This window comes from Shewanella sp. GD04112 (assembly GCF_029835735.1).
Lineage (GTDB): Bacteria > Pseudomonadota > Gammaproteobacteria > Enterobacterales > Shewanellaceae > Shewanella.
In genome coordinates, this window is record NZ_JAOEAL010000001.1 from 2378916 (window position 1) to 2403995 (window position 25080).

General features: G+C 47.6%; 17 protein-coding genes and 1 pseudogene. 7 read left to right on the forward strand and 11 right to left on the reverse strand.

Annotated features, from left to right (window positions below; genetic code table 11):
- Positions 1–5 precede the first annotated feature (5 nt).
- From N7386_RS10575 to N7386_RS10585, 3 genes and pseudogenes are all read left to right on the forward strand, one after another.
- A pseudogene (locus N7386_RS10575) lies at positions 6–851 on the forward strand (efflux RND transporter periplasmic adaptor subunit); the annotation flags it as partial.
- Positions 851–4018 carry a multidrug efflux RND transporter permease subunit gene (locus N7386_RS10580; protein ID WP_279768426.1) on the forward strand — a complete coding sequence of 1056 codons (3168 nt, stop codon included), beginning with the start codon at positions 851–853 and terminating at the stop codon, positions 4016–4018. The pseudogene N7386_RS10575 and the gene N7386_RS10580, both read left to right, overlap by 1 nt.
- Positions 4011–5504 carry an efflux transporter outer membrane subunit gene (locus N7386_RS10585; RefSeq protein WP_347815251.1) on the forward strand — a complete coding sequence of 498 codons (1494 nt, stop codon included), beginning with the start codon at positions 4011–4013 and terminating at the stop codon, positions 5502–5504. The genes N7386_RS10580 and N7386_RS10585 overlap by 8 nt, the downstream gene beginning before the upstream one ends.
- 50 nt (positions 5505–5554) lie before the next feature.
- Here the strand turns inward: N7386_RS10585 and N7386_RS10590 are convergent, their stop codons facing one another.
- Both N7386_RS10590 and N7386_RS10595 read right to left on the reverse strand, forming a co-directional pair.
- Entirely contained in the window at positions 5555–7612 is a 2058-nt protein-coding gene (locus tag N7386_RS10590) for a PhoX family phosphatase (protein WP_279768428.1), read from the reverse strand.
- Positions 7613–7810: 198 nt separating this feature from the next.
- A complete protein-coding gene (locus N7386_RS10595; protein WP_279771010.1) occupies positions 7811–8860 on the reverse strand; it encodes a tyrosine-type recombinase/integrase in 1050 nt (349 codons plus the stop codon).
- A gap of 687 nt (positions 8861–9547) precedes the next feature.
- On the opposite strand from N7386_RS10595, the gene N7386_RS10600 reads away from it, so the two are divergent.
- The 3 genes from N7386_RS10600 to N7386_RS10610 all read left to right on the forward strand — a co-directional run bounded on the left by N7386_RS10600 (position 9548) and on the right by N7386_RS10610 (position 12579).
- The gene (locus N7386_RS10600; RefSeq protein ID WP_086904735.1) at positions 9548–10048 is read left to right on the forward strand and encodes a hypothetical protein; all 501 of its coding nucleotides are present in this window, start codon (positions 9548–9550) and stop codon (positions 10046–10048) included.
- Between the two features lie 154 nt (positions 10049–10202).
- Complete coding sequence (locus N7386_RS10605; RefSeq protein ID WP_279768431.1) at positions 10203–10529, forward strand: hypothetical protein; 327 nt, start codon at positions 10203–10205, stop codon at positions 10527–10529.
- 88 nt (positions 10530–10617) lie between these two features.
- Complete coding sequence (locus N7386_RS10610) at positions 10618–12579, forward strand: RecQ family ATP-dependent DNA helicase (protein WP_279768433.1); 1962 nt, start codon at positions 10618–10620, stop codon at positions 12577–12579.
- Between the two features lie 109 nt (positions 12580–12688).
- Here N7386_RS10610 and eco read toward each other — a convergent pair whose 3' ends face one another.
- A complete protein-coding gene (gene eco, locus N7386_RS10615; protein WP_220055501.1) occupies positions 12689–13240 on the reverse strand; it encodes a serine protease inhibitor ecotin in 552 nt (183 codons plus the stop codon).
- 337 nt (positions 13241–13577) lie between these two features.
- Here eco and N7386_RS10620 point away from each other — a divergent pair, with 337 nt between their 5' ends.
- The gene (locus N7386_RS10620; RefSeq protein ID WP_279768435.1) at positions 13578–14015 is read left to right on the forward strand and encodes a hypothetical protein; all 438 of its coding nucleotides are present in this window, start codon (positions 13578–13580) and stop codon (positions 14013–14015) included.
- Between the two features lie 75 nt (positions 14016–14090).
- Here N7386_RS10620 and N7386_RS10625 read toward each other — a convergent pair whose 3' ends face one another.
- The 8 genes from N7386_RS10625 to N7386_RS10660 form a co-directional block, all read right to left on the reverse strand.
- Positions 14091–15443, reverse strand: a complete 1353-nt coding sequence (locus N7386_RS10625; protein ID WP_279768438.1) for a CDP-glycerol glycerophosphotransferase family protein — start codon at positions 15441–15443, stop codon at positions 14091–14093.
- A gap of 50 nt (positions 15444–15493) precedes the next feature.
- Positions 15494–15922, reverse strand: a complete 429-nt coding sequence (gene tagD, locus N7386_RS10630; RefSeq protein ID WP_011716993.1) for a glycerol-3-phosphate cytidylyltransferase — start codon at positions 15920–15922, stop codon at positions 15494–15496.
- The gene (locus N7386_RS10635) at positions 15919–17412 is read right to left on the reverse strand and encodes an NDP-sugar synthase (RefSeq protein ID WP_011716994.1); all 1494 of its coding nucleotides are present in this window, start codon (positions 17410–17412) and stop codon (positions 15919–15921) included. The genes tagD and N7386_RS10635 overlap by 4 nt, the downstream gene beginning before the upstream one ends.
- 10 nt (positions 17413–17422) lie before the next feature.
- Positions 17423–19372, reverse strand: a complete 1950-nt coding sequence (locus N7386_RS10640; RefSeq protein ID WP_279768441.1) for an exopolysaccharide biosynthesis polyprenyl glycosylphosphotransferase — start codon at positions 19370–19372, stop codon at positions 17423–17425.
- Between the two features lie 394 nt (positions 19373–19766).
- Positions 19767–20822, reverse strand: coding sequence for a glycosyltransferase family 2 protein (locus tag N7386_RS10645; protein ID WP_011716996.1), 1056 nt, complete (start codon positions 20820–20822; stop codon positions 19767–19769).
- Positions 20819–22147: an oligosaccharide flippase family protein gene (locus N7386_RS10650; protein WP_011716997.1), complete on the reverse strand. Its 1329-nt coding sequence runs from the start codon at positions 22145–22147 to the stop codon at positions 20819–20821. The genes N7386_RS10645 and N7386_RS10650 overlap by 4 nt, the downstream gene beginning before the upstream one ends.
- 255 nt (positions 22148–22402) lie before the next feature.
- Positions 22403–23698 (reverse strand): O-antigen ligase family protein, encoded by a 1296-nt coding sequence (locus N7386_RS10655; protein ID WP_011716998.1) that lies wholly within the window; start codon positions 23696–23698, stop codon positions 22403–22405.
- A complete protein-coding gene (locus N7386_RS10660; protein ID WP_011716999.1) occupies positions 23653–25065 on the reverse strand; it encodes a hypothetical protein in 1413 nt (470 codons plus the stop codon). The genes N7386_RS10655 and N7386_RS10660 overlap by 46 nt, the downstream gene beginning before the upstream one ends.
- Positions 25066–25080: the final 15 nt, after the last annotated feature.

Sequence of the window (25080 nt, forward strand, 5' to 3'; positions counted from 1 at the left end):
GTTAGCTGTATGAGCAGGATGCTGCTAGCCAACTCGATTACGATAATGCGCTCTCCACCTTGGCTCAGGCCCGTTCTAACCTCACCGCAAGTCGCGCCGAGGTGGAAGAGGCCGAATTAGAACTCAGCTATACCGAAATTAAGGCGCCGATAGCCGGACTGGTGAGTCGCTCCGAGGTTGATATTGGTGCACTTGTGGGCAGTAAGGGCCAATCGCTCCTGACCCGCGTTAAACAGGTCGACCCGATTTATGTCAGCTTTAATATGTCGGCACTGGATTATTTAAATGCCCAGCGCCGCCTAACCAGTTATTCGGCGAAAAAAGAAGCCGAGGTCGAAGGTAAGGCGCTCGCGGGTTTTGTGCGGATAACGCTCCCTGATAGCAGTGAATATCGCTACCTCGGGGATGTGAGTTTTACCGATCCCCAGGTAAACCCTAACACTGGCACCTTTGAGGTGCGCGCCATTCTGCCTAATCCTGAAAAAGAGCTGTTGCCCGGTCAATATACCAATGTGCGGATAAAACTGTCCGAAATCCCCAATGCGATTGTTATCCCGCAAAAAGCCACCCAAGTAGATCAGGGCGGGGTGTACGTGATGGTGGTATTGCCCAATAACACGGTCGAGCGACGTTTTATCGTGATCGATCATCAAGGGATTGAAGGGGTTGTGGTCAAAAGTGGCCTCAAGGCGGGGGAAATGGTGATCACCGAAGGCATGCACCGTGTACGCCACGGCCAGATTGCCGAGCCGTTGAGTGCGAAGGAATACGCCGAGAAGGAAGATGAGATGTCAAAAGCCGAGGCACTTAAGCGCCAAGCCTTGGAGCAGCAAAAGCAGGAGCAAAAATAATGGCGCAGTTTTTTATTAATCGGCCGATTTTTGCCAGTGTCATCTCCATCGTTATCGTGCTGCTCGGGGTGATTGCGATGTTTAAGCTGCCCGTCGATCAGTATCCTTACATCACGCCGCCACAGGTGACCATTTCTGCTTCTTACCCTGGTGCAAGCTCTACCACCGCCGCCGAATCCGTCGCCACACCGCTCGAGCAGGAAGTGAATGGTGTGCCCAATATGATTTACATGAGTTCCAAGAGCACCAACTCGGGCGGCACCAGTGTGACCATTACCTTCGATGTGGGCACTAATGCGGACTTGGCAGCGGTGGATGTGCAAAACTCCGCTCAGCAAGCTTCGGGGGGGCTGCCAATCGACGTGCAAACCGAAGGGGTGACCGTCTCCAAAGATGCGTCGGTGGAATTGTTAAAACTCGCGTTAACTTCGAACGATGAAAGGTTCGATGAGATTTACCTGAGTAATTACGCCACCATCAATATTGAATCTGCGCTGAGGCGCATTCCCGGCGTGGGTCGCACCCGTAACACGGGTTCACGCAGTTATGCGATGCGGATTTGGTTAAAACCCGATGCCATGGCGGGGTACAGCTTAACCACCACAGATGTGATCAACGCCATCAAGGCACAAAACAAAGAATCCCCCGCAGGCACCATTGGTACTCAACCTAATAATGACGACATCAGTTTAACCTTGCCCATCAGTGTGGCGGGCAGATTAAGCTCGGTGCAGGCATTTAATGAGATCATTGTGCGCGCCAATCCCGACGGCTCGATTATCCGGCTGCGGGATATTGCCGGTGTAGAACTAGGTTCCTCCGCCTATACGTTGCAATCCCAGTTAAATGGTGAAAATGCCACCATCTTGCAGGTGTACTTACTCCCTGGCGCGAATGCCCTAGAAGTGACCCGCAAGGTGAAACAGACGATGGCAGAGCTGTCGCAAAAGTTCCCCCAAGGGATGAAATGGGAAGTGTTTTACGATGCCTCCATCTTTATCCAGGAATCCATCGATGAGGTGATCCACACCCTGATAGAAGCCTTAGTGCTCGTGGTGTTGGTAGTGTACTTGTTCCTGCAAAATGTGCGCGCCACCTTGATTCCGGCCATTGCAGTACCGGTTTCCTTAATTGGGACCTTAGCGGCCATGCTGGCCTTTGGTTTTACTATTAATACCGTGAGTTTACTCGCGCTGGTTCTCGCCATCGGCATTGTGGTCGACGATGCCATTGTGGTGGTCGAAAACGTGGAGCGCTTAATCCATGAGAAGGGCATGAGCGCTATCGATGCGACCCGAATTGCGATGAAAGAATTGTCGGGCGCATTGGTGGCCACCAGTTTAGTGCTCTGCGCGGTATTCGTGCCCGTGTCGTTTTTAGCGGGGATCACCGGCATCATGTACCGTGAGTTTGCGGTGGCGATTACGGTCGCGGTATTGATCTCCACCCTAGTCGCGCTGACCTTAAGTCCGGCACTGTGCGCCTTATTATTAAAACCCAGCAAGGCACCGCAGCGGGGATTCTTCCATTGGCTGAATCGAAAACTCGACGTGGGTACCAATCAATATGTCGGCTTAGTCGCCTTAACCAACAAATACGCCAAACGCAGTTACTTAGCCTTTGCGATTATGTTTGGTGGCACCTATTTCATCATGTCCCATTTGCCGAGCAGCTTTATGCCCGATGAGGACCAAGGTCGATTCTTTATCGATATGACACTGCCCGATGGCTCAACGGTGAATCGCACCGAGGCGATTTTAAAGAAAGCCGAGCAATATGTGCGTGCTAATCCTGCCGTGGCCTATTCATTTACGCTGGCGGGGGAAAACCGCCGCTCGGGGGCGAATCAGGCCAACGGCCAATTTGAAGTGGTACTTAAGCCTTGGGCTGAGCGCGAAGCCAGTCATGCTACGGTACAATCCGTGATGAAGGCGATAGATAAGGATCTGAAAAACGTCTTAGAAGCTGAGTTTAACCTGTATTTGCCATCGGCCGTTCCCGGCTTAGGCAATGGCTCTGGGGTAGAAATGCAGCTCCAAGACACCTCTGGCACCCATTTTGATGGCTTAATAGAAACCGCTAACGAATTAGTCGAACAGCTAAAACTGCAGCCTGAAGTTGCCAGTGCCAGCGTGTCACTGCAGAGCGCAATTCCACAATTGCATTTGACGGTCGATGAGGCAAAGGCGATGGCGATTGGGGTGAATGTGAGTGATATTTACAGCACCATCAAAACCTTAACTGACTCCTCAACCGTGAATGACTTTAACCTCTTTGGCCGTGTCTATCGGGTGAAGATCCAAGCGGAAGAGCGCTACCGTCAATTCCCGCACCAGATAAAAGATTATTATGTGCGCTCATCGAGCGGCGCTATGGTACCGATTGGTGTGCTGGCTAAGTATGATTACACCGTTGGGCCATCTTCGGTGACCCACTACAACTTATTCTCCAGCGCTTCCATCAATGTCACGCCTGCAACGGGCTACGCCACTGGTGATGTTATCCAAGCCATAGAGCGGGTCGCAACGCCGATTTTGCCCGATGAGTTTAAATACGAATGGACGGGTATTACCTACCAAGAGGTGCAGTCGGCGAACCAAACCGGCATTGCCATTGGGTTGGCACTGTTATTCGTATTCCTGTTTTTAGCCGCGCTCTATGAGAGTTGGAGTATTCCAGTCGCGGTATTGCTGATCGCGCCCATCGCACTCTTAGGGGCGGCGGTGACGACCTTAATCAGTGGCATGCAGAGTAACTTATTCTTCCAAGTGGCATTTATCGCCTTAATCGGTATGGCGGCGAAGAATGCAATTCTTATTGTCGAGTTTGCCAATCAGTTGCATCAGCAAGGTCGGACGCGAATTTCGGCGGCGCTCGAAGCTGCGACCATGCGCTTTAGGCCGATTTTAATGACCTCCATGGCGTTTATTCTTGGGGTGTTACCGCTGGTGTTATCCGAAGGGCCTGGGGCCGTGAGTCGGCAATCGATTTCGTTACCTATCCTGGGTGGCATGGTGTTGGCAACCACCATAGGCATAGTGTTTGTGCCGCTGTTCTTTGTCACGACAGCTGGCTGGGTTAAAAAGAAAGTTGTTAAACAACCCATTAAAACAAAAGAGGAATTACTCCTAGATCAAGAAACCGTCGAGGAGGTGAGCCGTGGTTAATCGCCATACTTTATCTGACTCTCAATCGACGGCGACTCAGCCTATGATCCAGTCTATTTCGTTGGGTTTTCATTTGCGCTTAAAGCCGCTTTATTTGGGACTCGTGACGGCATTGAGTGTTGCAGGCTGCGCCATGGGGCCTGATTACCAGCGGCCAGATCTGGCGTTACCGAGCCAGTATCAAGCGCAAATATTGTCGCAAACCACTGCCGAGCAGGGGAATGTAAAGGAGGTCTCGGCCCTATCATGGCGGCATTTTTATCAAGATCCTGTGCTGATTTCCTTGATTGAACATGCGCTGGCGAACAATCTGGACCTACAAATGGCGCAGTCGCGTCTTCTCGCTGCACGTTCAAAAATGACTGTTGTTGACAGTGCACTTTGGCCTGAGGTTTCAGTCAAAGCGGGATATGAACGCAGTTTAGATAGCGGTGCAACCAGCACTAACCCAAGTCCGAGTACCACCTTAGATTTAGGCGGCGCGGTTTCGTGGGAGCTAGATCTTTGGGGCGCAAACCGCAGGGCGAGCGAGGCCGCTATGGCCGATTATCTTTCGGAGGTTGAAAAGCTCAGGCTCAGCCATGTTAGCCTTATCAGTGATATTGCTAGCCGTTATTACGAATGGCTCGATATCGAGCAGCGTTATAGTGTGTCTATCGACACCGTGGGATTACGGCAGAAGGAGCTGGATATCGCCAAGCTTCGCCATGCCAATGGCGTGATTTCGGGCCTCGATGTGCGTCAGGCTGAAGTTGAGCTTCAAAGCACAAAAGTGACCTTGCCGACATTAGACTACGAAAGAAAATATAAAATAAATCAGTTACATATCTTACTCGGTGAATATGATTATGCTTTACCATCTCCCCAAGGTTTACCCGAAAATATGGGTTTACCCTATGAACTCAATACAGGTGTTCCCTCTGAATTGTTGACATTGAGACCCGATGTCAAAATTGCCGAGCAGCAGATGATTGCAGCGAATGCGGAAGTGGGTATCGCCAAGGCGGCCTTTTTCCCTAAATTTACCATTTCGGGTGTGTATGGTCGGGAGAACGATCATCTTAAAGATATCTTCGACAGTAATGGTGTCACTTGGTCACTGCTTGGCGGCATTAGTGCACCGATTTTTAACCGCGGAAAAATTGCTGCCGAATATGATATCGCTACAGAAGCAGCTACACAGTCAATGCTGAATTATCGCAATGTGGTGCTGACCGCTTACTTTGATGTGAACGATGCGCTGAATAATCTTAAACGCGCCCAAGAGGCCATCAAAGCGCAAAAGGAATTAGTTGAATCTTCATCGGCTTATGCACGTCTTGCGCGACTGCGTTACCAAAATGGTGTGGCCACTTCGCTGGATTTAATGGATGCGCAGCGGCAATTATTTAGCGCCCAATTGGCCTACAGCGAGATATTACGTGACAAGCAATTGGCCAAAATCGCCCTGTATCGAGCGCTGGGTGGTGGTGCCGTGAGTGAATAAAAAAATCCCCGCATGGCGGGGATTTTTATCGGGTTTAGGTTGGGTGACGATTAGACCGCTACTTCTTTACCATCGAGTTTACGGATCACCACAGTTGCCGCACGTGGTCGCAGTACTGTACCAGCAGGCGTTATTTCGGCGGCATTATTCGAATAGGGCCAGTTACCTGGATGCTGAATGTTGGCAAAAACCGAAGTGTAATCTGGGCTAATAGCAAAACCTGTGACTTCGCAATCATTTGGCCCGACAAAGAAACGCTTTAATTCCATTTGGTTTTCGGCCGTGACGCTGGCTTGCTTGTTTGCGCTGTCGACTAAGGTTGATGGCACAATCGCTAGCATTTGATCATTGGTTTCTTCGGCGACTTCTTTGGCACCATTATCGGTTTGCACCCATAAAATACCGCGGGCGTCGAAGGCCAATCCATCGGGGCTAGCAAATTGGTTTAGATCCGTTAAGCCCGACAGGTTGGTCTCGGCATTGCCATCACTCGGTGAGCCAAAGACAAAAATATCCCATGTGAATTCAGTGTCTTTGTCACCTTCATCCCAACGAATAATATGTCCAAAGGAGTTTTTAAGTCTTGGATTAGCTGGGTTTGCCTCGGTACGCTTAGAGTTATTGGTCAGTGTTAAGTAGGCTGAACCTGTGAAGGGGTCAACCGCACACCACTCAGGGCGGTCCATAGGCGTTGCGCCGACTAAATCCGCCGCACCTGCGGTATTTAAGATAATCTCGGCCAGACTGGCAAAGCTATCACCTAAGGTTTTCCCGTCTGTTGTTTGGCTATCTAAGGTTAAAGGCAACCATATACCAGCGCCATTTTCGTTAAACTTAGCGGCATACAATGTTCCTTCATTCATATACTTATCACCCATTTGCAGGCGATTTGTGCTGTTTGCATCCTGTGGGTCCCACAGCGCATTCGACACAAATTTATATAAGTATTCGAATTGAGAATCGTGGCCAGAGTAGAACACCACAGGTTTACCTTCGGTTAATTTTCCGAAGGTACATCCCTCGTGGCGGAAGCGACCAAGGGCAGTCCGTTTGATGGCGCGTGAGCTTGGATTATAGGGGTCAATTTCAACGATATAGCCGTGGCCATTAGCCTCGTTGCGGTAATCATCTTGTGCACTATTGCCCTTTGGCGTGACATCAAAACGCGCGAACTCATCGAGGCGCTCCTCGGCGTGACCCGCTAAGTCATCCCAGCCATAGCGGGTGCTGCTTTTGCTGATCCCGATACGGGCTTGATCGGCGGCTAAAGTGCCGCGGTTGGCAAAGTAACCCGGCCAGTTTTCTTCGCAGGTCAAATAGGTGCCCCAAGGCGTGTAACCATTACCACAGTTATTTAAGGTGCCACGAGCCTGGCTGCCATCGGGCGAATAACGGGTTTCGAGTAGTGGCGAATAGGCGAGAGGCCCGGCGATATCCATCACAGTTGCGCCGGTAAAGCGGCGGTTATGACTGTCGTTGTAAACAACTTCCCATTGATTATTAACGAGTTTAATTCTTACCACCGACACGCCGTGGGCATTAATTTCCTTACGGATTTCATCGATAATGGTACGTAATCCAGTGGTTTCATCTACGGTTGGGCCATTAGGATGCAGGGCTATCTCATCGATATATTCATGGTTGATACAGAGTAAACCGTCATCGCCTGCATCATTTAATGGGAAGAAATGCATGCCATCATGGTGCATACCGACAGAGTTTGCTTGGTCATCGGCGGTATTGCTGCCATCGGCTTTCCAAGGTGCAGCCTTCGCATTTAATGGTGTTCCCCAAGGGGCAAGTACTTGCGCGCTGTAACCTTCGGGTACCACAACCGCATCCAAGCGGGCGCCGGCCACTGATGTGAAGTTTAATTTGGCGCTACTTTGAGTCGGTGGTAATGGCGGAACGGGATCGATAGGTGTTGGGGCAGGGGAATTGTCCGAACCACAACCCACTAATCCCATGCCTGCGAAGGCGGTCATCGCACCTAGGCCTAATCCGCTTTTAACAAAATTACGGCGGGATAAATGTTTATCCAACACTTGATTAAAAGGTTCGTTATTACTTTTATTATAAAGTGTCGGGTCAAAGGTGGCCTTGCTCATATTTTACTCCAGCTAGTTCGATGAATTAAATTTCGAACCTAAGCCTAAAGTAGCAATATGACACTAAAGCTGAGTTTATATGACAGTAATACTGCAATATAATAATTTTTGTTGTTTATTAAAAATAACTTAAAAATAAAAAATATTCTCAAAACAAATACTAAAAACAGTGTTATTAATTAAGTACTAATACTGTGGTTAATCTTCTTTTGGCTTGAGGTAATGGCGTAATGAGCGTGGATCCGTATGTCCTGTTCTTGCCATGATGTACAAGGTATCTTTATTATTTTCATGAAGTTGTGTAACGCACCCACTACGTAAACTGTGGGCGCCATAATATTGCGCCGGTAATCCTGCCTTTAGACAATATTGCTTAATGATCCGATAAATATCGTCACCGTTTAAGAATCCACTATTTCGGATGAGTGATGATTTAGATGTGACATTATCGCTAACTTGATAAGGCCTTAAGGTTTTTCCATCTCGTGAAATTGAGCGAAATAAATGACCTTCGGTAATTTTACTTTCATTTAACCAGTCCTTGACGGCATTATAGGCGGCAAAGGGTTCAGAGTCGGGCAAATTCTTCCATTCCCTTAATCCCTGCTGATTACTTTTAGAAAATGGCAGCCGTACTTTTAATTTGTCCCGCATAAAACTTAAATATTGTACTTTTAAATTGGCCAATTCTGAGCGGCGAAATCCGCCTTGCAGTCCAAGTTGAATAATGGCTTTGTCCCTTGAGCGCAGCAGTGGATGGGGCTGTTGCTCAATCGCTTGGATCAATAGTTCGACCTCATCGTACATGATTGGTTGCTGATCATAATCTTGGACTTGCCTATGGTGATTACGACTAAGGCCGCGCATCACACGGATCACCAACGGGTGTTCAGTGGGGGATGGGAATCCTGCTTGAATATGATAGTAACGGATCGCGGCAAGCCGAGTCGTTAAAGTTTGCTTTGAAAGCTGAGTTCCACTGCTTGCTTGGAGCAATTCTTTTTGATGACCGATAAAAGAAATAATACTGCGCGGATCGGCGGGTAAGGATTGCAGCTGATGCGTCGCGCAATATTGCTCAAATAGGCCAAAGCTGGTCCGATAAACCCGACGGGTATTGATGGATATTTCGTATTCAGTTTCGGCTGCCGCGTTAAAAAAATCACTGTGAACAGATTGGGGCAGTGAGCTTTCCTCAAAAAATGGCGAATCCATTTTTTTATCGCTTGGTGTGATATTCGATGTCATGCCAGAGGAACGGCTAGGAGCACTTCCACCTGTGGAATAATGGATAATGGATTTAGACATTAGAGTATTTTACGGCCGATAAAACTGGCGCAATTATACGTAAAAGCAGCCTTTATCTACCAGTGATAATCGTCATTATCACTGGTAGAGCTGTTATTTGTATTTTAATCAATCGCATCGATTGAAAATAAAGCATTATTTAAGATAGAGGCGTTGGCAAGGCGGGCTCAATACGAATTAAATGTATAAGGTGGGGTCAGATAACAGGTTAATAAGCGATAAAGATGAGTCTGGTTTTGCTGTTTGTTATTTGATCAATTACGGCTATGCGAGTTAAATTTGGCGATAAAACAACCTGTAGTTATTTTGCTAGTCGGTTAACTTTGTAGGGGAGTAGCTGCATTTTTAAAAGATGGTTTAACCATTTTATAAGGTTGAAAAGTAGAAGATAAATTTAACTTATGATTTGCTGATGTAAAACTGATATCGATTTAGCCATGCTAAAACAGGGGATTAGAGGACAAGAGAACTACGAGCTCCATCTCGTTTGTTTGTGGAGTGGAGCGTTTAACCTTGTGCTGTGAAAATGAACCTATAAAATGGTGTAACCATTCTTTTAATCTATACTGTTTGTCGGTATCATGAGTCTATTCATAAACCATTATTAGAAAGTATAAAACGGTACCAATGACGACAAACACGCTATGGGAATATCATCATGCCGCACCTACTGCGGGCCGAAAATTATTACTGTTAGATAAATCTGAATTAGTGTTTGCCTTGCCGTTAATTTATCGCATGGTTCATCCCGAAAGTGTCACTGAGCGGGCAGAGTGGTTTCAGTTAAATCAGTCCCAATCCAGTTATACCGAATTAATTGCTAATTTAAATTTACTGGTTCAACTGCGCAAAAAAAATCAGCCCGTTGACCAACAACTACAATCTGTAAATCGAATGCTGAATCAATATTTCAGTGATTTGGGCTGGCGCATGGTGCGAAAAGAACTTTCACAAATTAAAAAGCGCCAGAAGAAATCCCATATCGAAGTCAGCAAAGATATTATTTTACGTTTGAAGCGTTATATGGAACTCGAACGTTTGGACAGTTTTGATCAAGCGCTCGATACGTTATTATCGGAACATGCTGCGGCCGTAGCTGCCATGGTTGAAGACGAGAGTCAGGTTTAAAATATTCGTGTGTGATTTTTAACCTTAGCGTACGTGACTTCTTACGGGGGGCACATACACTCAAAGAGAGAGCTTAAGCGCGAATATGGCTAATTCGCTTCCGCCACCTCTTTTGTAACTTTCTATTTTTGATGAGTTTTATACAGGGAATAGCATGTCACAGCATAGAACTGTTGCCGTCCTTTGCCGCGTGGAGCCTGGGTGTTTGGGACCCGATGGGCGTGAGCATATTGAAGCTTTTTGTGCCTTAGCGCAGCAAGCGATGAAGCACTTTGCCGCCGATGTGGTGACTTGGACGCTAGTGCCCCGTTACGATAAAACACTGCCAGAAATGGAATACAGTATCGCCAACAAAAGTTTATCTCGCGCGCAAGTGACACAGTATTTCAATACCTTAGGTCAAGATGTTGATGCCTTTGAAGAAGCCTTCAATGACAAACTCACCGCCTTTATCAATTTATATTTAGCTAGAAAATCATAGCGACACGCTTACTCGCATTCACTAGAACATTCATCTGTTTGCGTGGTCGCCACCGCCTCCACACTTTTGGTGGCATAAGGATTTGTTTATGTCTTATTCAATTACGCCGTCAGCGAACGCCACGGATTATGCTTCCTTACTACAGCAACAGTTTGGTTTTGATGGGTTCAGGCAAGGGCAGCATGAGGTTGTCTCGCAGTTGTTGTCGGGCCATTCGAGTCTTGCTATTTTCCCCACCGGCTCAGGAAAATCACTCTGTTACCAATTTACTGCTCTGCAACTTCCCCATCTAACCTTAGTGGTGTCACCCTTATTGGCGTTGATCAAAGATCAACTGAGTTTCTTGCATGAGAAGGGCATTAAAGCGGCAAGTATCGACTCAACCTTAACGCCTGAATTAACCCAACAGGTCATGCGTGATGCTCGCTCTGGCGAATTAAAACTCTTGATGGTGTCGGTTGAACGTTTCAAAAATGAGCGCTTTAGGCAATTTATTCAATCAATTCCTATCTCTATGCTGGTTGTCGATGAAGCGCACTGCATCTCGGAATGGGGACATAATTTTCGCCCCGACTATTTAAAGCTTCCCGATTATCGCCGTGAATTAGCGATTCCATTGGTACTGTTACTCACGGCGACCGCGACACGTAAAGTGAAACTGGATATGGCGGCGCGTTTCGATATCAAGCCACAACATATTGTTCAAACAGGTTTTTATCGTTCAAACCTCGACTTGACCGTCTTGCCTGTAGCAAGCCAACACAAACTGATGGCACTGCAACAGCAGCTTAATCACTTTACTGGCGCGGGGATTGTGTATGTGACATTGCAACATACTGCGGAGGATGTTGCGGCGAAACTTTGTCAAATGGGCTTTGATGCGAGTGCCTATCATGCGGGGTTTGAGGATGAAAAACGGCAGCAAATTCAGCAGGATTTTATGCAAGGTAAGATCCGCATCGTGGTTGCGACTATCGCCTTTGGTATGGGCATAGACAAAAGCAATATTCGCTTTGTGGTTCACTACGATCTGCCTAAATCCATAGAGAATTATTGCCAAGAAATTGGCCGTGCAGGAAGGGATGGCCAGCTCTCACATTGCGTGACTTTGGCGAATTTAGATGGCATAAACACGGTCGAAAATTTTGTTTACGGCGATACGCCGGAACTGGCCAGTATTACTGCTGTGATTGATAACATTCGCGAAGAAACCCATAACGGACGTTGGGAGCTGCAACTTCATCAGCTATCAAATGTGAGTAATATCAGGCAGCTTCCCCTTAAAACCTTGCTAGTTCAGCTTGAAATGATGGGCGTGATTAAGCCGCTTTATGCTTATTACGCCGATATCAGTTACCGTTTTATTGAGCCACAGGCGCAGATCTTGAGCCAGTTTTCCCCCGAGCGTCAGGCATTTTTAAATGACATCTTTACCCATACTCAGATGAAACGAGTATGGGGCAGTTTAGATTTTTCCGCGCTCTACCAAGCCACAGGTGCGGAACGTACTCGAGTATTAGCGGCGTTAGAATATCTTGCCAGTCAACAGCTTATCGAATTGGAAGCTAAGCGAGTGACGGATGTCTATCAAGTGAATACTGAGGTGTTAGCGCAGGGGCATTTAGCCGACGAACTCCATCAATACTTTACCGACAAAGAGACGAAAGAAGTCGCCCGTATTGCCCAGTTAGTGCGATTTTTTGAGCTAACGACTTGCTTAAATTACAATTTGGCCCGCTATTTTGATGATAATGCCGCGCCTCAATCCTGTGGTCATTGCAGTGTATGCCGTGGCCAAATGGCTAAATTGGCGTATTCCGAAGTGCCAAAGTGGCCTGATGATGCGCAGCTTAAGGCCGATTTGCATGAACTAGAGCGAGCGGCGGAGTCGAAAGGTTTTGCTTCATTATCCCTAGATACCCAATGCCGGTTTTTGGCCGGCATGACATTACCGCTGTTTACTCGCCTACAAGTGCGGAAATTATCGGGTTTTGGACGCTGCGAACACCTTAGATATGCCGAGATTAAAGCTAAATTAGCGTCCAATTAGTGCAGTTAGCCGACGAAGCTTGCTGATAAAAAAGGGCATATCTAGTGAGATATGCCCTTTATATCACCGTAGTTATACAATTAAATAAACAACTTATATTGATGCGAGTTTATTTAGCGTAGTGATACGTTGAATCGACTTTCCAGGTTCTAAAGCGCAGCTCAGTGCCTTCTGGCAGATAAAATACCTTAGGCAAACGGCTGTCGTAACGCATTTTAAGTTCACCTGGAATGCGGACAAAAGCTTCTTTTTTCGCCATGTCCAAACAGGCCATCATAGTGCTTGGGCCTTCAGAGACTTCTGATACTTGATAATAGCTATAACCCCAGCCCTTAACCGAGAGTTCTTTTAACTCGCCGTTCAGACCATGCTTATTACAGTCGACTAATTGGGTTTGGCCAATTTGGATTTCAACCATGTAGTCGTCTTCATTCTCAAGTTTGGGTAAGGTCAAAATATGTTGCACCATACCCGCCTCAGGTGCAGGAAACATTTTTGTGGCTTCTTGCTCGGCATAATTTTTATGGTTGAAACTCGCGACACTGATCATAGGTGCATTTAATCCTGTTGGATGTGGTGGGCTCACTGCTGCGGCATTAAAAGATAATAATGCAAAGGCAAGGGGAAGTGCCGCAGTGTTAAATAAGTGAGTCAATTTCATAATAGTCTCCTAGTGATGTTGATAAGGCATAGCACAGTTGGTTGTACCATCATTTGCTGTATTCTTATCTTTGTAAACGTAGTAATAGCAAAAAAGGGTTAATCTTTTTGAAAATTTTTTCAAAAAAGATCGGATTTTCCTACAACGTCATGAAAATAATAGCTTTTAAAACTTAAGCGATGCGTGAATTTCTGGCGCTATGATACCCGCGCCGCGGTTAACCTGAGCTGAATAGCGCGGGAATATCCACCGAATGATTGATGGTAATATCTCTAAATGGCTTAATTTGTTGACTATAATCTGTTCAGAAATAATAAATATCGGGTTGAAATAGGGCATGAATGAATTTGAGCCATGGGATCAAGAAACGTTAGATAAGATTAAACAGGAGCCGACCATTCTCAAGTTATTGGCCAAATTACCGCCACAGATTGCCGACAGTTATACAAAAGAACAATTAATGGGGATACGTGTTGCCTTGGGGGACAGAACTTGGGGTAAACACTTTATTGATAACAGAGGTACGTTCGCGCTGCCTTTTATTAAATGGCGCTTTTATTATGTATTTCTTTTAGGTAAAAACCGACGCGCTTATACACGCCGAGAAAAACGCTTGTCCTTGATGATGTTTAGCCTGTTCTTTATTGCCTTTATCTTGCTGTGTACCTTGTTCGGTCTCTTGCTGTTATATCTGCTTAAATCGGCGCTCGGTATCGATTTATTACCCGAAACCTCACTCGGGATCTGGGATTGGTTTAAAGACACCTTCTTGTAAATGGCTTTAAACCAAGGTCCGATGGCTGATTTATTTATATCAGAGCTTTTATATCAGAACCTTTATATCTAACTTTCATATCCGAGGCTTGATATCAGTGCCAAAGGCAAACTTAAACGACTGAGTTTGCCCTTGGCGCAGGTGCCGCTCTAAACGTGCAAAACTGTCATCATGCCTTTCATCCACAGATATAGCATCTGTCGCTAAGTTATCCGCTGATAAACCACTAGCGTGCTGCGACCAATATAATCGCTGTAATTGTTTGTAAGCCTCATTCGGCTGCGGTTTGGCGTTAAGGTGATTCATTTCCTGCAGTAATGCCAATAAGTCATTGAATTGATAGGCGACCTGGCCAATACTGAGCGGATCTTGACCTATATCGTGGCAATCGCGGCTCTGATTGAGATACTGCTCATGGTCAAAACGGTAGAAGATGACAGGGATCTCAAGTGGCAGTACATCGATAAATAACGACGAATAATCGGTGATCAGCAGGTCGACACGATGCAAAATCCCGTAAACATCATCCCATTCGCTGATATCGAGCACATTGGGATAGGCACAAAATTGCGCTGCGTATTGACGCTCATTGGGATGCAGACGTAACAGCAACAAGGAATCAGTATCGACTAAATGTTGGGACAAGGTTTGCCAATCAAAAGCCGCTTGGTAGGGTGAATCGCTATTACCTCTCGTTAAATGTGGGGTCGAATGTGAAGATAAATGTTGACTGTTTTGCCATAAAGCATCCCGCCAAGAAGGCGCATAGAGAATGACTCGGCGATAGGCCGTCGCATCCGCCTTTAAGGGTAGCGTTTGGCGCTGCTCCGGGTAACGCAGATAGTAATCGGTGCGCGGATTAGTACTGGCCAGCAGCGAATCCTCTTCTAACCGAAAGGCAGCTTTGAAGCACTGACCGACCAGTGGGCTAGGGCTTAGCATCAAACTAGGACGGACATATTCCTGATGATAACGCAGCGCCTTGAGTCCAGCTTGCCAAAGGGACTGGGTTTGATACTTGGTGGCTAACGGGCCTGTGGTGATATCGAACTCGATTTTTTTAAGCGGCGAACCATGCCAGAGGTTAATGCGAACCGCACCCGCTGCAAACCACTGATTAATATCGCCAATATAACTGTTGTATACATAGTATTTGGCCGTGAGCGCATGGTAAATGCCCAGCAGGCTCCAACGTGAATGGGCGGTATAACCTTGTTGTTTGAGAGTATGGATTAGGGCTTTATCGCCGCTTATCCAAATGGTTTGCATAAAGTGCGTCTGCTGCCAATGCAAAAACAGGTATTTGCTATTGTCGGCAAAACGGTTCTTGTAGCAACCTAATACCGCCTTGTTAGCGTTTCTTGGTACTAACCAAGAGAGGGTGAAAATGCATTTCTTCAGTAAGGCTAATGCTAGATTTGTGCCCATGATATCCCTCACTTACCCTTTGATTTCGATGATTTCCTTCAATCTCGGCCTTACTTAATCAATTGGGGAATCGCTAGCGCCACCTTAGTGTGTGGCATAGCCAGATTGGTTTTGATTTCCGTGGTTGAAATCGCTTCGGTTCGGCCTAAGTAAATCACCTGACAAAGGGTGCCGAGGTAATCAAATTTGCCTTGCCAGTCGTCGCCCATGCCGAAGATGTCGATATCTAACGCCACAATATCCTGAGGTTTTTGCTGCCAGTGTGTCTCGGGGATCACTAAATCGACGTACTTACAGGCGGCCACCATTTCGGCGCGCTGTTGATAGTTGAAAAAGGCTGCTTTGCCCTTAAGCGCATTAAACTCATCGGTCGATACGCCGACGATCAGCTTATCGCCCATGGCTTTTAAGCGCTGAAACAATCTCACATGACCATAGTGGAATAAGTCGTAGGTGCCATAAGTGATGATGGTTTTCATTGTCCGTTCCCCCATTCATTGGCGATATCTGGCTGGCTTGCACTAAGTTGATTTGTGCTGGGCTGTTTGGGCGTGGCAGAGCGTGTTGAAGCCACTGATTTTGAAACTAATTGAAAGCACAGTTTGATCACTTGATAACATTGCGATGCCTTAGGCTTGCTAAGAAACTCCTGCTCAATCAGCCCTTGTTCTTCCTCTGGCAGTTCGGCGCCAAGCAGTTGCAGCGGACCGTAAACGCCATATAGTGGCGTAGCTTCGCTAAGCTCGGATGCTGAATGCATCTCAGGGGATTGACTGCCTAGCAGGAATAATCGCCCCAAACATACTTGATAAAGCTGTGGTAGCAGCGATAATCCCATGCCTGATGGCGGCAAATTAACGCGCAACAGCTTAATGGGCTGATACGCAATACTCACTGCTGGTCTAGACTGGCCTAGAGTTGATGAATGGCATAAGCTCCACAGCCAGAGTAATGGCCAGAAGGGTAAAGTTAAGCCAAGCAATATCAAAGCCATAAGCCGACTCGAGCAAGGTACATGGGCGTGTAAATTCTGCTCGGTTGAGGCGATAAGCCTAGGGTCATCAACTTCGATGGCAGTGTTAAATCCGACATTGATCAGCAGATTTTTACTGATAATACAGTTATCGACATTCAGTCCTTCACCGACAAAGCTGTTCGTCAGGATCACGCTGTTACTCAAACGGCAGTTTTTCTCGATAACACATTGATCGCCAATGATCAGTTGATCGTGCATATCCACATCGGGGGCTATCCAGGTTTGCTCTCCAATCGCGCCCCAGGCGGCATGTTGGTCCAATTTGCCCGTTTGCGCCTTAGCCCCTAGGTGAAAAAACTTGGCATGTCGGCCACTGGGAGTGGGGCGACCAGAAGGAGATAGTCCAGTAAAGCTGCCATCGCCTATGGCTAAATTGGCATTAAGATAGGATTCGAAGGAGTCCAACATGGCGCACTGCCCAGGTAGCGGTTCCATCATGGCATTAGTGACCGTTGGATCTCGTTCTAAGGGCCAATCGAGGAGATACAGATGGTTACAGGCGCTAGGCAATAGCAGCATACCAGGATTGCAGTCGGCCATTATGGGTAACACTAAGTGTAAAGGTCGCTTTAGGCTGTAATCGATAAAGCGTTTAATGCAGGGGGAGCGCAGCATATCGCCCCTTACAACGAGATAATCTTGTTCGAAATCGAGTTTTAGTCGTGACATCACGCAGTTGACAGACTCTTGTTCTCTGCTGAGGAAGTAATCAATCTTTAATCCCCAACGGCTACCATCGCCAAGATGCGCTTCGAGTTCTTTGGCATGGCTTGAGATAATCAGTTTTACCTCAACAATCCCGGCATTGGCGACATCTTCTAGGGTGTATTCAATCAGGGCACGGTTTCCCATGGGGAGTAATGCTGGGCAGTATTGTTTATCCAGCGGTGTCAGTTCGTGTCCATGGCGATTGGCGAAAATAATGGCTTGCATAGTAACCCCCTTAGTAGGCACCACGGCTGAAAATCACGGCGGGTATGGTCTTGATAAGCAAGGACAGATCCGCTATTAAGGATTGTTGGTAGATATAATCCACATCCAACTCAACCTGACGGTCGAAGGGAATGTCGGAGCGACCCGATACTTGCCAGATGCAGGTTATGCCGGGTTTAACTTCTAAGCGGCGGCGATCGCTTGGACTGTATTGCGCGACTTCTCGTGGTAGCGCGGGGCGCGGGCCAACCAGTGACATCTCGCCCTTGAGTACATTCCATAGCTGTGGCAGCTCATCGATGGAGGTTTTACGGATAAATTGACCGACACGGGTGATCCTGGGGTCCTGTTTCATCTTAAATAGGACGCCGCCTTGCATTTCGTTCGCCTGTTGTAAGCTGGCCAGTCGCGTTTCGGCGTCCTGATACATGGAGCGGAATTTCCACATGGTAAAAGGTTGATTCCACTTGCCGACGCGCTGCTGGCAAAACAGCACGGCGCCTGGGGATTCCAATCGAATAAGCAGTGCAACGATCAACAGTAGAGGCGATAGTAACAGTATGGCGATGGCCGCGACTAAGATATCGAGGCAACGTTTAACGATGCGGTTCAATAGCAGATGCAAGCGGATGCGTTTGCAGCGTTTCAGTGAGCCTGAGTCACTTAAGTTAGGAAACTGGGGCGTAGCGGGTGTTTGTTGTACGTCAGCTTGAGTTTTTGCATTAAGGCTGGCGTTAGCACGCAGTTCTTTGAATACCCGATATAAAAACAGGGGATTACCGATAATGTAGCGGCGCCACATTCTCTTGGGCTCTTGCATTAAGCGCCAGATCCACTCCATGCCAATTTGCCTTAACCAAAGTGGCGCGCGGCTAATACGATTGGAGTAAAAGTCGAACAGTCCGCCCACACCAATACCGACCGCAGGAGTAAGTTTTGCTTGATATTGATTCAACCATAGCTCTTGTTTAGGGGCGCCCATGGCCACCAACAGCACGGCAGCGCCAGATTGATTAATCTTTTTAATCACTTGCTTGGTATCTGCCTCATGGAAATAACCATGGTGGGTGCCTGCAATTTTTAATTGTGGGAAACGACACTGAAGCTGTTCGGCGGCTTGGTGGGCGACTTCTGGCGCGCCGCCCAGCAGATAGAGAGACAGATTGGCTGCAATCAGGCGCTCACATAAGAGTGGCAACATATCTGTGCCATTTAAATTGCCCTTGAGATCCACGCCTTGCCAGCGGCAAGCCATACGTACCCCTATGCCATCGGCAAAAACGGCTTCACATTGATTCAAAATCTGATGGTACTGGGGATCGCAATAGGCTTTGTTTAAACAGTCGGCATTCACAAAGGAAAATGGGGTTAAGTGGTGTTTTGGGTGCTGTGCTTGTTGTACTAGCATGTCGAGCATGCCTGTCATGCTGAGGTTACGCATGGTCACGCCAAAAATCGTGACTTGGTTAGTGTGGGAGCGTGAAGCAGAGGTCAAAAGGCTATTCAAAATAGCGCTTAGCAGCGCAAAGAAGTAACGGCTTAAGCTCGAATAGGCGATGTTTAAGCTTTTCTCACTGGATTCAAAGTCAATCCCCATTCGGCGCTGCATAGCACTGATGGAAAATATACCCACTCGATCAATACGATTAACTTGAGGTAAATCGACTAAAGGCGTGAAGGCAAATTGGGCTTCAACACCTAATAGGCCGATATCTCCTTTGAGTAAATTAAACAGTTGGGGGAGACGATATCCTGCGCCTTGGTAGGCAAATTGCCACAGACCAATTTGATTACGGCCACCATGCACATACACACGTTCGAATACACTTTGTCCCTGTGACTTGCGGTAAAGGTAAACCACAAGAATAAAAGGTGAGCAGAGCAATAAGGCCAGCATCGCAATGGCGCTATCGAATAATCGAATAGACCAGCGTACTTGAGTCGAGTTCTGAGTATTCATCATGACCTCCATGCAATTTGCTTGATGCTAAGCGGGACGCTCGATAACCGCTTATAGCTGCGCTTGGCAAGAGTCACAAAGCATAATGCAGGCCAGATTGATAAATCATTTAAAAACAATCACTAAGAGGTTAATGCTTTATGGACTAAGTGGTTTTTTGCAGTTTGCTTTGCAAGCTGCAAATCCTTTTGAGATGGAAGTATCAGCTAGGGGGAATTATCTCAGGCGCTGTTATTGTCCTCATCATCACTAACGCTCACAAATAATGTGAAACACAGTGGTGAAACGAGCGCAATGCATTAGAGACTAACCTACGACAAAAGCAAGGCGGCTCACTGAGCCGCCTTGAATCTGTACGATGAATATGCAACGTTTGCTGTCGCGTCGATTTGACTTATTTTAATTGGGTGGTGAGTAAGCTTGCCGTCACACCATCACGTTTGATTTGCAAACGTTGGCGATAACCTAGGTACTTTTGCCCAAGGGTTTCGCACATTTGGTATAAACCTCGGGGCATTAACCATTGCAAATAGGCCGCAATCAGCGTGGTAAGGGTGCGATTGGTTTCCTTGAATAAGATCTGTGGTGAAGTCAGCAGCGCTTGATTGACTAAGTTTTTCGCCATACGACCATCGCCTAGGCGAATGGCTTGCCTGGCTAAGTAGCGAAGCTGATAGGCTCTGGCAGCATTTTCATGCTTTAACAGGATCTTAGGGGCATAACGGCGTGCCTTAGTGACCATTTGCTCCCAAGATGCCAACTGTTTCACTAAATTCGCCGATAAGCCGCCGTGGTTTAAGCGGTAGTAAGTTAATGGCTCGGGGATCCCCTCCATTTGCCACTCGGTTGTCGCCACGATGCGAAACCAACACTCGATATCTTCCGATTGGCGAAATTGTTCATCGAAGTAACAAGTGTAATGCTCGCTGTGGTTCAGTGCTTGGAAGCGAATGTCATTTAAGGTCTCGCGGCGGATCACCGGCGCTGAACCATTGCCCACCGGATTGCGGCAAAGCAAATGGCCAGCATCTATGTCTGTGAGCTGCGGCATCTGGTAAAAGTTGATCGGGTTACCCCGGTAATCGATAAAGCTTGAACGCGAGAAGCTGATCCCCACCTTGGGCGATTTTTGTAGATGATCCACATGCAGCTTTAACTTATCCGGATGCCAGAGGTCGTCCGAATCGATAAAGGCCACATAGCGACCAATCGCATGGCGTATGCCGGTATTACGTGCGGCGGCTAAGCCCTTATTCACGGCATGCTGCACGATACGAATGCGGCTGTCGCAAAATTGTTTACAGCGAGCGAGGCTATTATCGGTGGCACAGTCATTGACTATGATGAGCTCAAAATCCGTAAAACTTTGAGCTAATACTGAGGAAATCGCTTTTGAGACAAAAGCTTCCACATTATAGACCGGCATCACCACAGAGACGGTAGGGATCATAATGAACCTCCTAATGAAGGGGATAAGGTGGGTAAACGCAGTTTTTCTGCTATGGGTTTCATCACAAAGTAGGCAAATAACGGCATACAAATGAGGTAACAGAGGAAGATGCCCATGGCGACGCCTTTCAGCCCCCACAGGGTGCCGAGGCTGATACTCAACGCCAATAGGCCAATAAAGCCGACATTTGAGACTAAGTTCAGCTTACTAAGCTCGCAGGAGATCAGTAGTTGACTCGCGGCTTCACCCAAGGGACGCGTTAAACCACTCAAACAGAGCAGAATAAAGACCGGCAGCGCGCCAGCTTCAAGCCAATGTTGGCCATACACTAGCGGTAAATACCAAGGGGCGAGCGCGCTTTGTAAGCCTATGATAGGCAAGGTCACTAGCATGATACTCAGCAGACCGTGGCGGTATTTAAGCAGCGGATCTTCACCATCACTCTGACAAAGATGTGAATAGAAGGCGGTGCCAAAGCTTTGAATTAACCCTAAGCTAATCCCAAGGCTGGTATTGACCGCGAAGAAATAGATCCCAAGCGCCTCAACACCTAAAAAGTAACCCACTAATAAATAATCAATATTTTGTCTCAGGGCGAGGCAAAGATCCCCAAGCGCCACCTGAGTACCAAAGCGAAATAGTGATTTACATTGAGTTAAGTTTATCTGGCAGAAAGAACGCGCGAGTGGGGCAGTGTGAATATTATGGATACCAGAATGCTGCCTATGCACGGCTATCCAAATCAACACCACCAGCACTTTAGGTAGAATAATCCCCCAGATCCCCATACCGCATAACGCTAAGATAGCGGTGAGCACACTGTCGGCCACCGTCTGCCACAGGTTGGCCTTGGCGACGATACGCATCTTATTTTGGCGTAGGTTGGCGGCGGCATGCAGCATGCCAAAGGGGAGGAGCAAATAGCTTGTTGCCATGAGTATCATAGGCTTCACTATCTGTGCGTCTTGATAGTAAATCGCTAACAGGCCACTGAGTAAGCTCAAGGCAACAAAAGACAGTACACACACAAAAATATTGATCAGATTGGCGCTGGCGAGATGAGAAGCAAAGGCGCTATCGTCCATCTTGATCAGTGATGCCGAGGTGATCCTGCGAATAAAAATGCTGACTATTTCAAAACTGGTCAGAATGATCGCGACTTGGCCAAAGACCTCGGGGGTAAGTAAACGGGCTAAGATAATGCTGCAACCAAGGCGCACAATACGCCCGCCGACTTGGGCTGAGCCTAACCACAGTATGCTGCTACCCAATTGGCGAATACCTTGGTTGTACTTAAGGGTTTGTATCCATGCCCACTTGCTCATCGCAACACCTATCAGTTAAGAGTGCCTATGTTGACTATTCAGTTTCTATGCCAGCTTTTTGTGTTTTATTTTTCCATTTAAAAACATATTGTTAGCTTATTTTTAATGTGAATGCATATTAGGGAGGCGGTTTGATTTGCGGCCGATTGCAAAATGCAAATCAAGATGCAACGGCCGTGTGTATTGAAAGGACAAGGAAAAACTAGCGAAGGGTTCTCAGTCAGCACTTGGTTGAGTGGCTTCTGATGATTCCTGTTACTGTTTTTGCGCTAGTGCTTGTGATAAGCGCTGCTGGCGAAGGGTCGCCGCTTGTTTTGCCTGATTATGGGCAATACCGAGCACGATTAACCCAGGCCAGAAGAGATAGGCGAGGATCTCTAAATTTTCGCCAAAGGTGTAAAGCAGCAAAATCATCAGTACCGCCATACCGACTGCCGAGAGTCTGGATTGCATCAAACTAGGCAGAAGACTGAGCACACTGACAAATAAGGCTACTGCCAGCGCGAAGGCGCCAACGATCCCCTTCACAAACAATAGACCGTACCAAGTATGGTGCGAGCCAATCGGCATATACTCCACCATATGGGGGCCGCGCTCGACAATGCCATGGCCCCAGACAATCGCCTCATTCGCCCAGCGCTCGAGGGCGATTTGGCCGAGGGCCTCACGCACCCGAGTCGAGTCGGCTCTGGCGGCTTTGACGCTGTGAATACTGGCTTCGATGCTAGACAGTACCGACTCGCCAAAAATACCCGCCAATAGAAAAACCGGACTCACCAATAAGTACAGCCAAGGGGATTTGGCGTAGCGAATAAAGTTGAAATAACAGACGAGGGCGAGGCAGCAGAGGATAGCGAGTCTGGATTGGGAGATGAGCACCATCAAGATACTGCCAGCTAAGCCATAGAAGCGATAACGCTTATTGGTTTCCTGCAGGGCAAATAGAAAATAAAAGTTACCCACCATGCCAAGGGCGGGAGCCCAAGGAGTGAAGAGACGCCACCTCGGCATGCCGCTGCCAGGGTCGATTTCATACAAGCTAACGGCGAAAAACTCAGGCCCAGGTCCACCGACAATGCTTAAGGGAGAGACATACAAGGTTGTCGGCAAGTGCAGCAGCCAAGCGAGTACAAACAGCGGAAACAATATCAAGGTATGTTTGCCGACCACGCAGCAGGCGCGGTAAATCAGCTGTGGCCGAATTTGCAGGCCGCCAATCAGCGGAAATACCGCCAGTAGCGCCCAGCCCTTGGCCCAACCTATGGAGGATTTAATCAGTTGGGCTATGCCTAAATGCTCCACCAGATGGCCTATTACTAATGCCAGTAGCATCAATAACATGGCAAATATCCAACTTATTATCGGTAACGAAATCCGGCACCCTTCGGCGTAAAACAGCAGTCTGCCGAGCATCCGCAGCACTAAGATCCAACCGATCACTGGAGCAACTAAATACATGGCACCTAAAAACCAAAAGAAGTAGGTGCCCGTAATGGCGAGCCAGACTAGTCGTTCGTCAGAATTTTCTGGAGTATAGGTTTGCGTATCCATAGTATGCTCAATCCGACAATGACCATCATTGAGGCGGCGATGCCACCCACTAAGGTTAAAATTAAGCCCAGCTTGTCAGGCTTTTCGGGGCGAGTCGGTGCTGCAAACAGCTGTAATAACGGGTAAGCGGAAAAGATGTCGGCTTTGCCCACATCAATTTTTGCAATGGCGGAGGTAAACACCGCGGTCGCAAGTTGATGATCACGGTGTAAATCCTCAAGCTTTGCCGCATCGTCATTGCTGTGCTTGAGCCGGATTTCCCATTCATCAATTTGGGTGCTCAGGGACGCCAGCTCATGGGTTAAGCCTTCATTTTCGGTAGTGATGTTTATCAGCTTTTGCATCAGCTCTGCGCGGCCATCGATATCGTCGACGGACAGGATCAACATCAACTTTGGATCGCAGCGCGTGAGCAATTTTTGGCAGCGACTATGCAGCGCATCCAACATGGTTTTTTGCTCTGTCTTGGCGGTCAGCACTTGGGGATGTTGCTCACCAAAGTGACCATTAAGGCCCACAAGCAGCGCGGTAGACTCGGTATAGTTAACTAAGAGTTGTTGGAATAGCTGATCGTTTTTCAGCTTAAGCAAATCAGTGGACTGACTCGCCGTTAGGGATAAGTCAGCTTCCAACAGTTGCTGACTGGCAAGGCCGCCATTGAGTTTAGCGGTCAGATTGACTTGGCTTTGGCGTAAATGCTCAATGGTGACCGCCACTTCCTTAAATTGATCCAGCGAGACCAACCCCGTCTTAGATTGAAAGGCGACAATATTCGCCTGACTCTGATGCACTTTATCGGCAAAGCTCTCAAGCCCCATTCTGACGCCGTTTTCGCGAATATGGATTTCATCGATTCTCAGGTGTGAGAGTGTGCCCTGTAGCGTGCGATAATGTGCCCAGGCTTTTTGCTCGGCAAGCTCGGCGCTGTTGGCACTGATACTAAACTCCATTAATCCCGTTTGACTGGGGAGCTTTAATTTAGGCGTGCCCAGTGCTGAGGCCTTAAGATTTAACTGGGCGGCTGCGTCACTTAAGAGCTTGTCGCTTAGCGCGATGGCCTTATAGTTTTCCCGCGGGTCGATGGCTGAACTCAGGTAAGGGGAACTGCTCGAACTGCTGGCTTGGCCCAAACTGTCGAGACTAACGACCGCCCCCGCGCCGGCGCCGGGTAAAATCAGCACCCATTTGCAGGTATAGCGGGTTGGGGTGATAACAATAACAAGGCCGGTTATCAGCCAAATTACCGCTAATGCCGATAGCACGGTCTTTAGATACAACTTACGGCGCGCGGGGGCGGGCAAGCTGCTGCCATTGACCAGCGCGCGCTTTAACCACAGTAGAGGGTAGCCTTCCTGAGATGCTTTCATGATCAATTCTCCCTC

Excerpts from the sequence above, each read along its gene's own strand:
- N7386_RS10580 (WP_279768426.1), top strand. The coding sequence starts at position 851 with ATGGCGCAGTTTTTTATTAATCGGCCGATTTTTGCCAGTGTCATCTCC.
- N7386_RS10590 (WP_279768428.1), bottom strand. The coding sequence starts at position 7,612 with ATGAGCAAGGCCACCTTTGACCCGACACTTTATAATAAAAGTAATAAC.
- N7386_RS10595 (WP_279771010.1), bottom strand. The coding sequence starts at position 8,860 with ATGACATCGAATATCACACCAAGCGATAAAAAAATGGATTCGCCATTT.
- N7386_RS10600 (WP_086904735.1), top strand. The coding sequence starts at position 9,548 with ATGACGACAAACACGCTATGGGAATATCATCATGCCGCACCTACTGCG.
- N7386_RS10605 (WP_279768431.1), top strand. The coding sequence starts at position 10,203 with ATGTCACAGCATAGAACTGTTGCCGTCCTTTGCCGCGTGGAGCCTGGG.
- N7386_RS10610 (WP_279768433.1), top strand. The coding sequence starts at position 10,618 with ATGTCTTATTCAATTACGCCGTCAGCGAACGCCACGGATTATGCTTCC.
- eco (WP_220055501.1), bottom strand. The coding sequence starts at position 13,240 with ATGAAATTGACTCACTTATTTAACACTGCGGCACTTCCCCTTGCCTTT.
- N7386_RS10620 (WP_279768435.1), top strand. The coding sequence starts at position 13,578 with ATGAATGAATTTGAGCCATGGGATCAAGAAACGTTAGATAAGATTAAA.
- N7386_RS10625 (WP_279768438.1), bottom strand. The coding sequence starts at position 15,443 with ATGGGCACAAATCTAGCATTAGCCTTACTGAAGAAATGCATTTTCACC.
- tagD (WP_011716993.1), bottom strand. The coding sequence starts at position 15,922 with ATGAAAACCATCATCACTTATGGCACCTACGACTTATTCCACTATGGT.
- N7386_RS10635 (WP_011716994.1), bottom strand. The coding sequence starts at position 17,412 with ATGCAAGCCATTATTTTCGCCAATCGCCATGGACACGAACTGACACCG.
- N7386_RS10640 (WP_279768441.1), bottom strand. The coding sequence starts at position 19,372 with ATGAATACTCAGAACTCGACTCAAGTACGCTGGTCTATTCGATTATTC.
- N7386_RS10645 (WP_011716996.1), bottom strand. The coding sequence starts at position 20,822 with ATGATCCCTACCGTCTCTGTGGTGATGCCGGTCTATAATGTGGAAGCT.
- N7386_RS10650 (WP_011716997.1), bottom strand. The coding sequence starts at position 22,147 with ATGAGCAAGTGGGCATGGATACAAACCCTTAAGTACAACCAAGGTATT.
- N7386_RS10655 (WP_011716998.1), bottom strand. The coding sequence starts at position 23,698 with ATGGATACGCAAACCTATACTCCAGAAAATTCTGACGAACGACTAGTC.
- N7386_RS10660 (WP_011716999.1), bottom strand. The coding sequence starts at position 25,065 with ATGAAAGCATCTCAGGAAGGCTACCCTCTACTGTGGTTAAAGCGCGCG.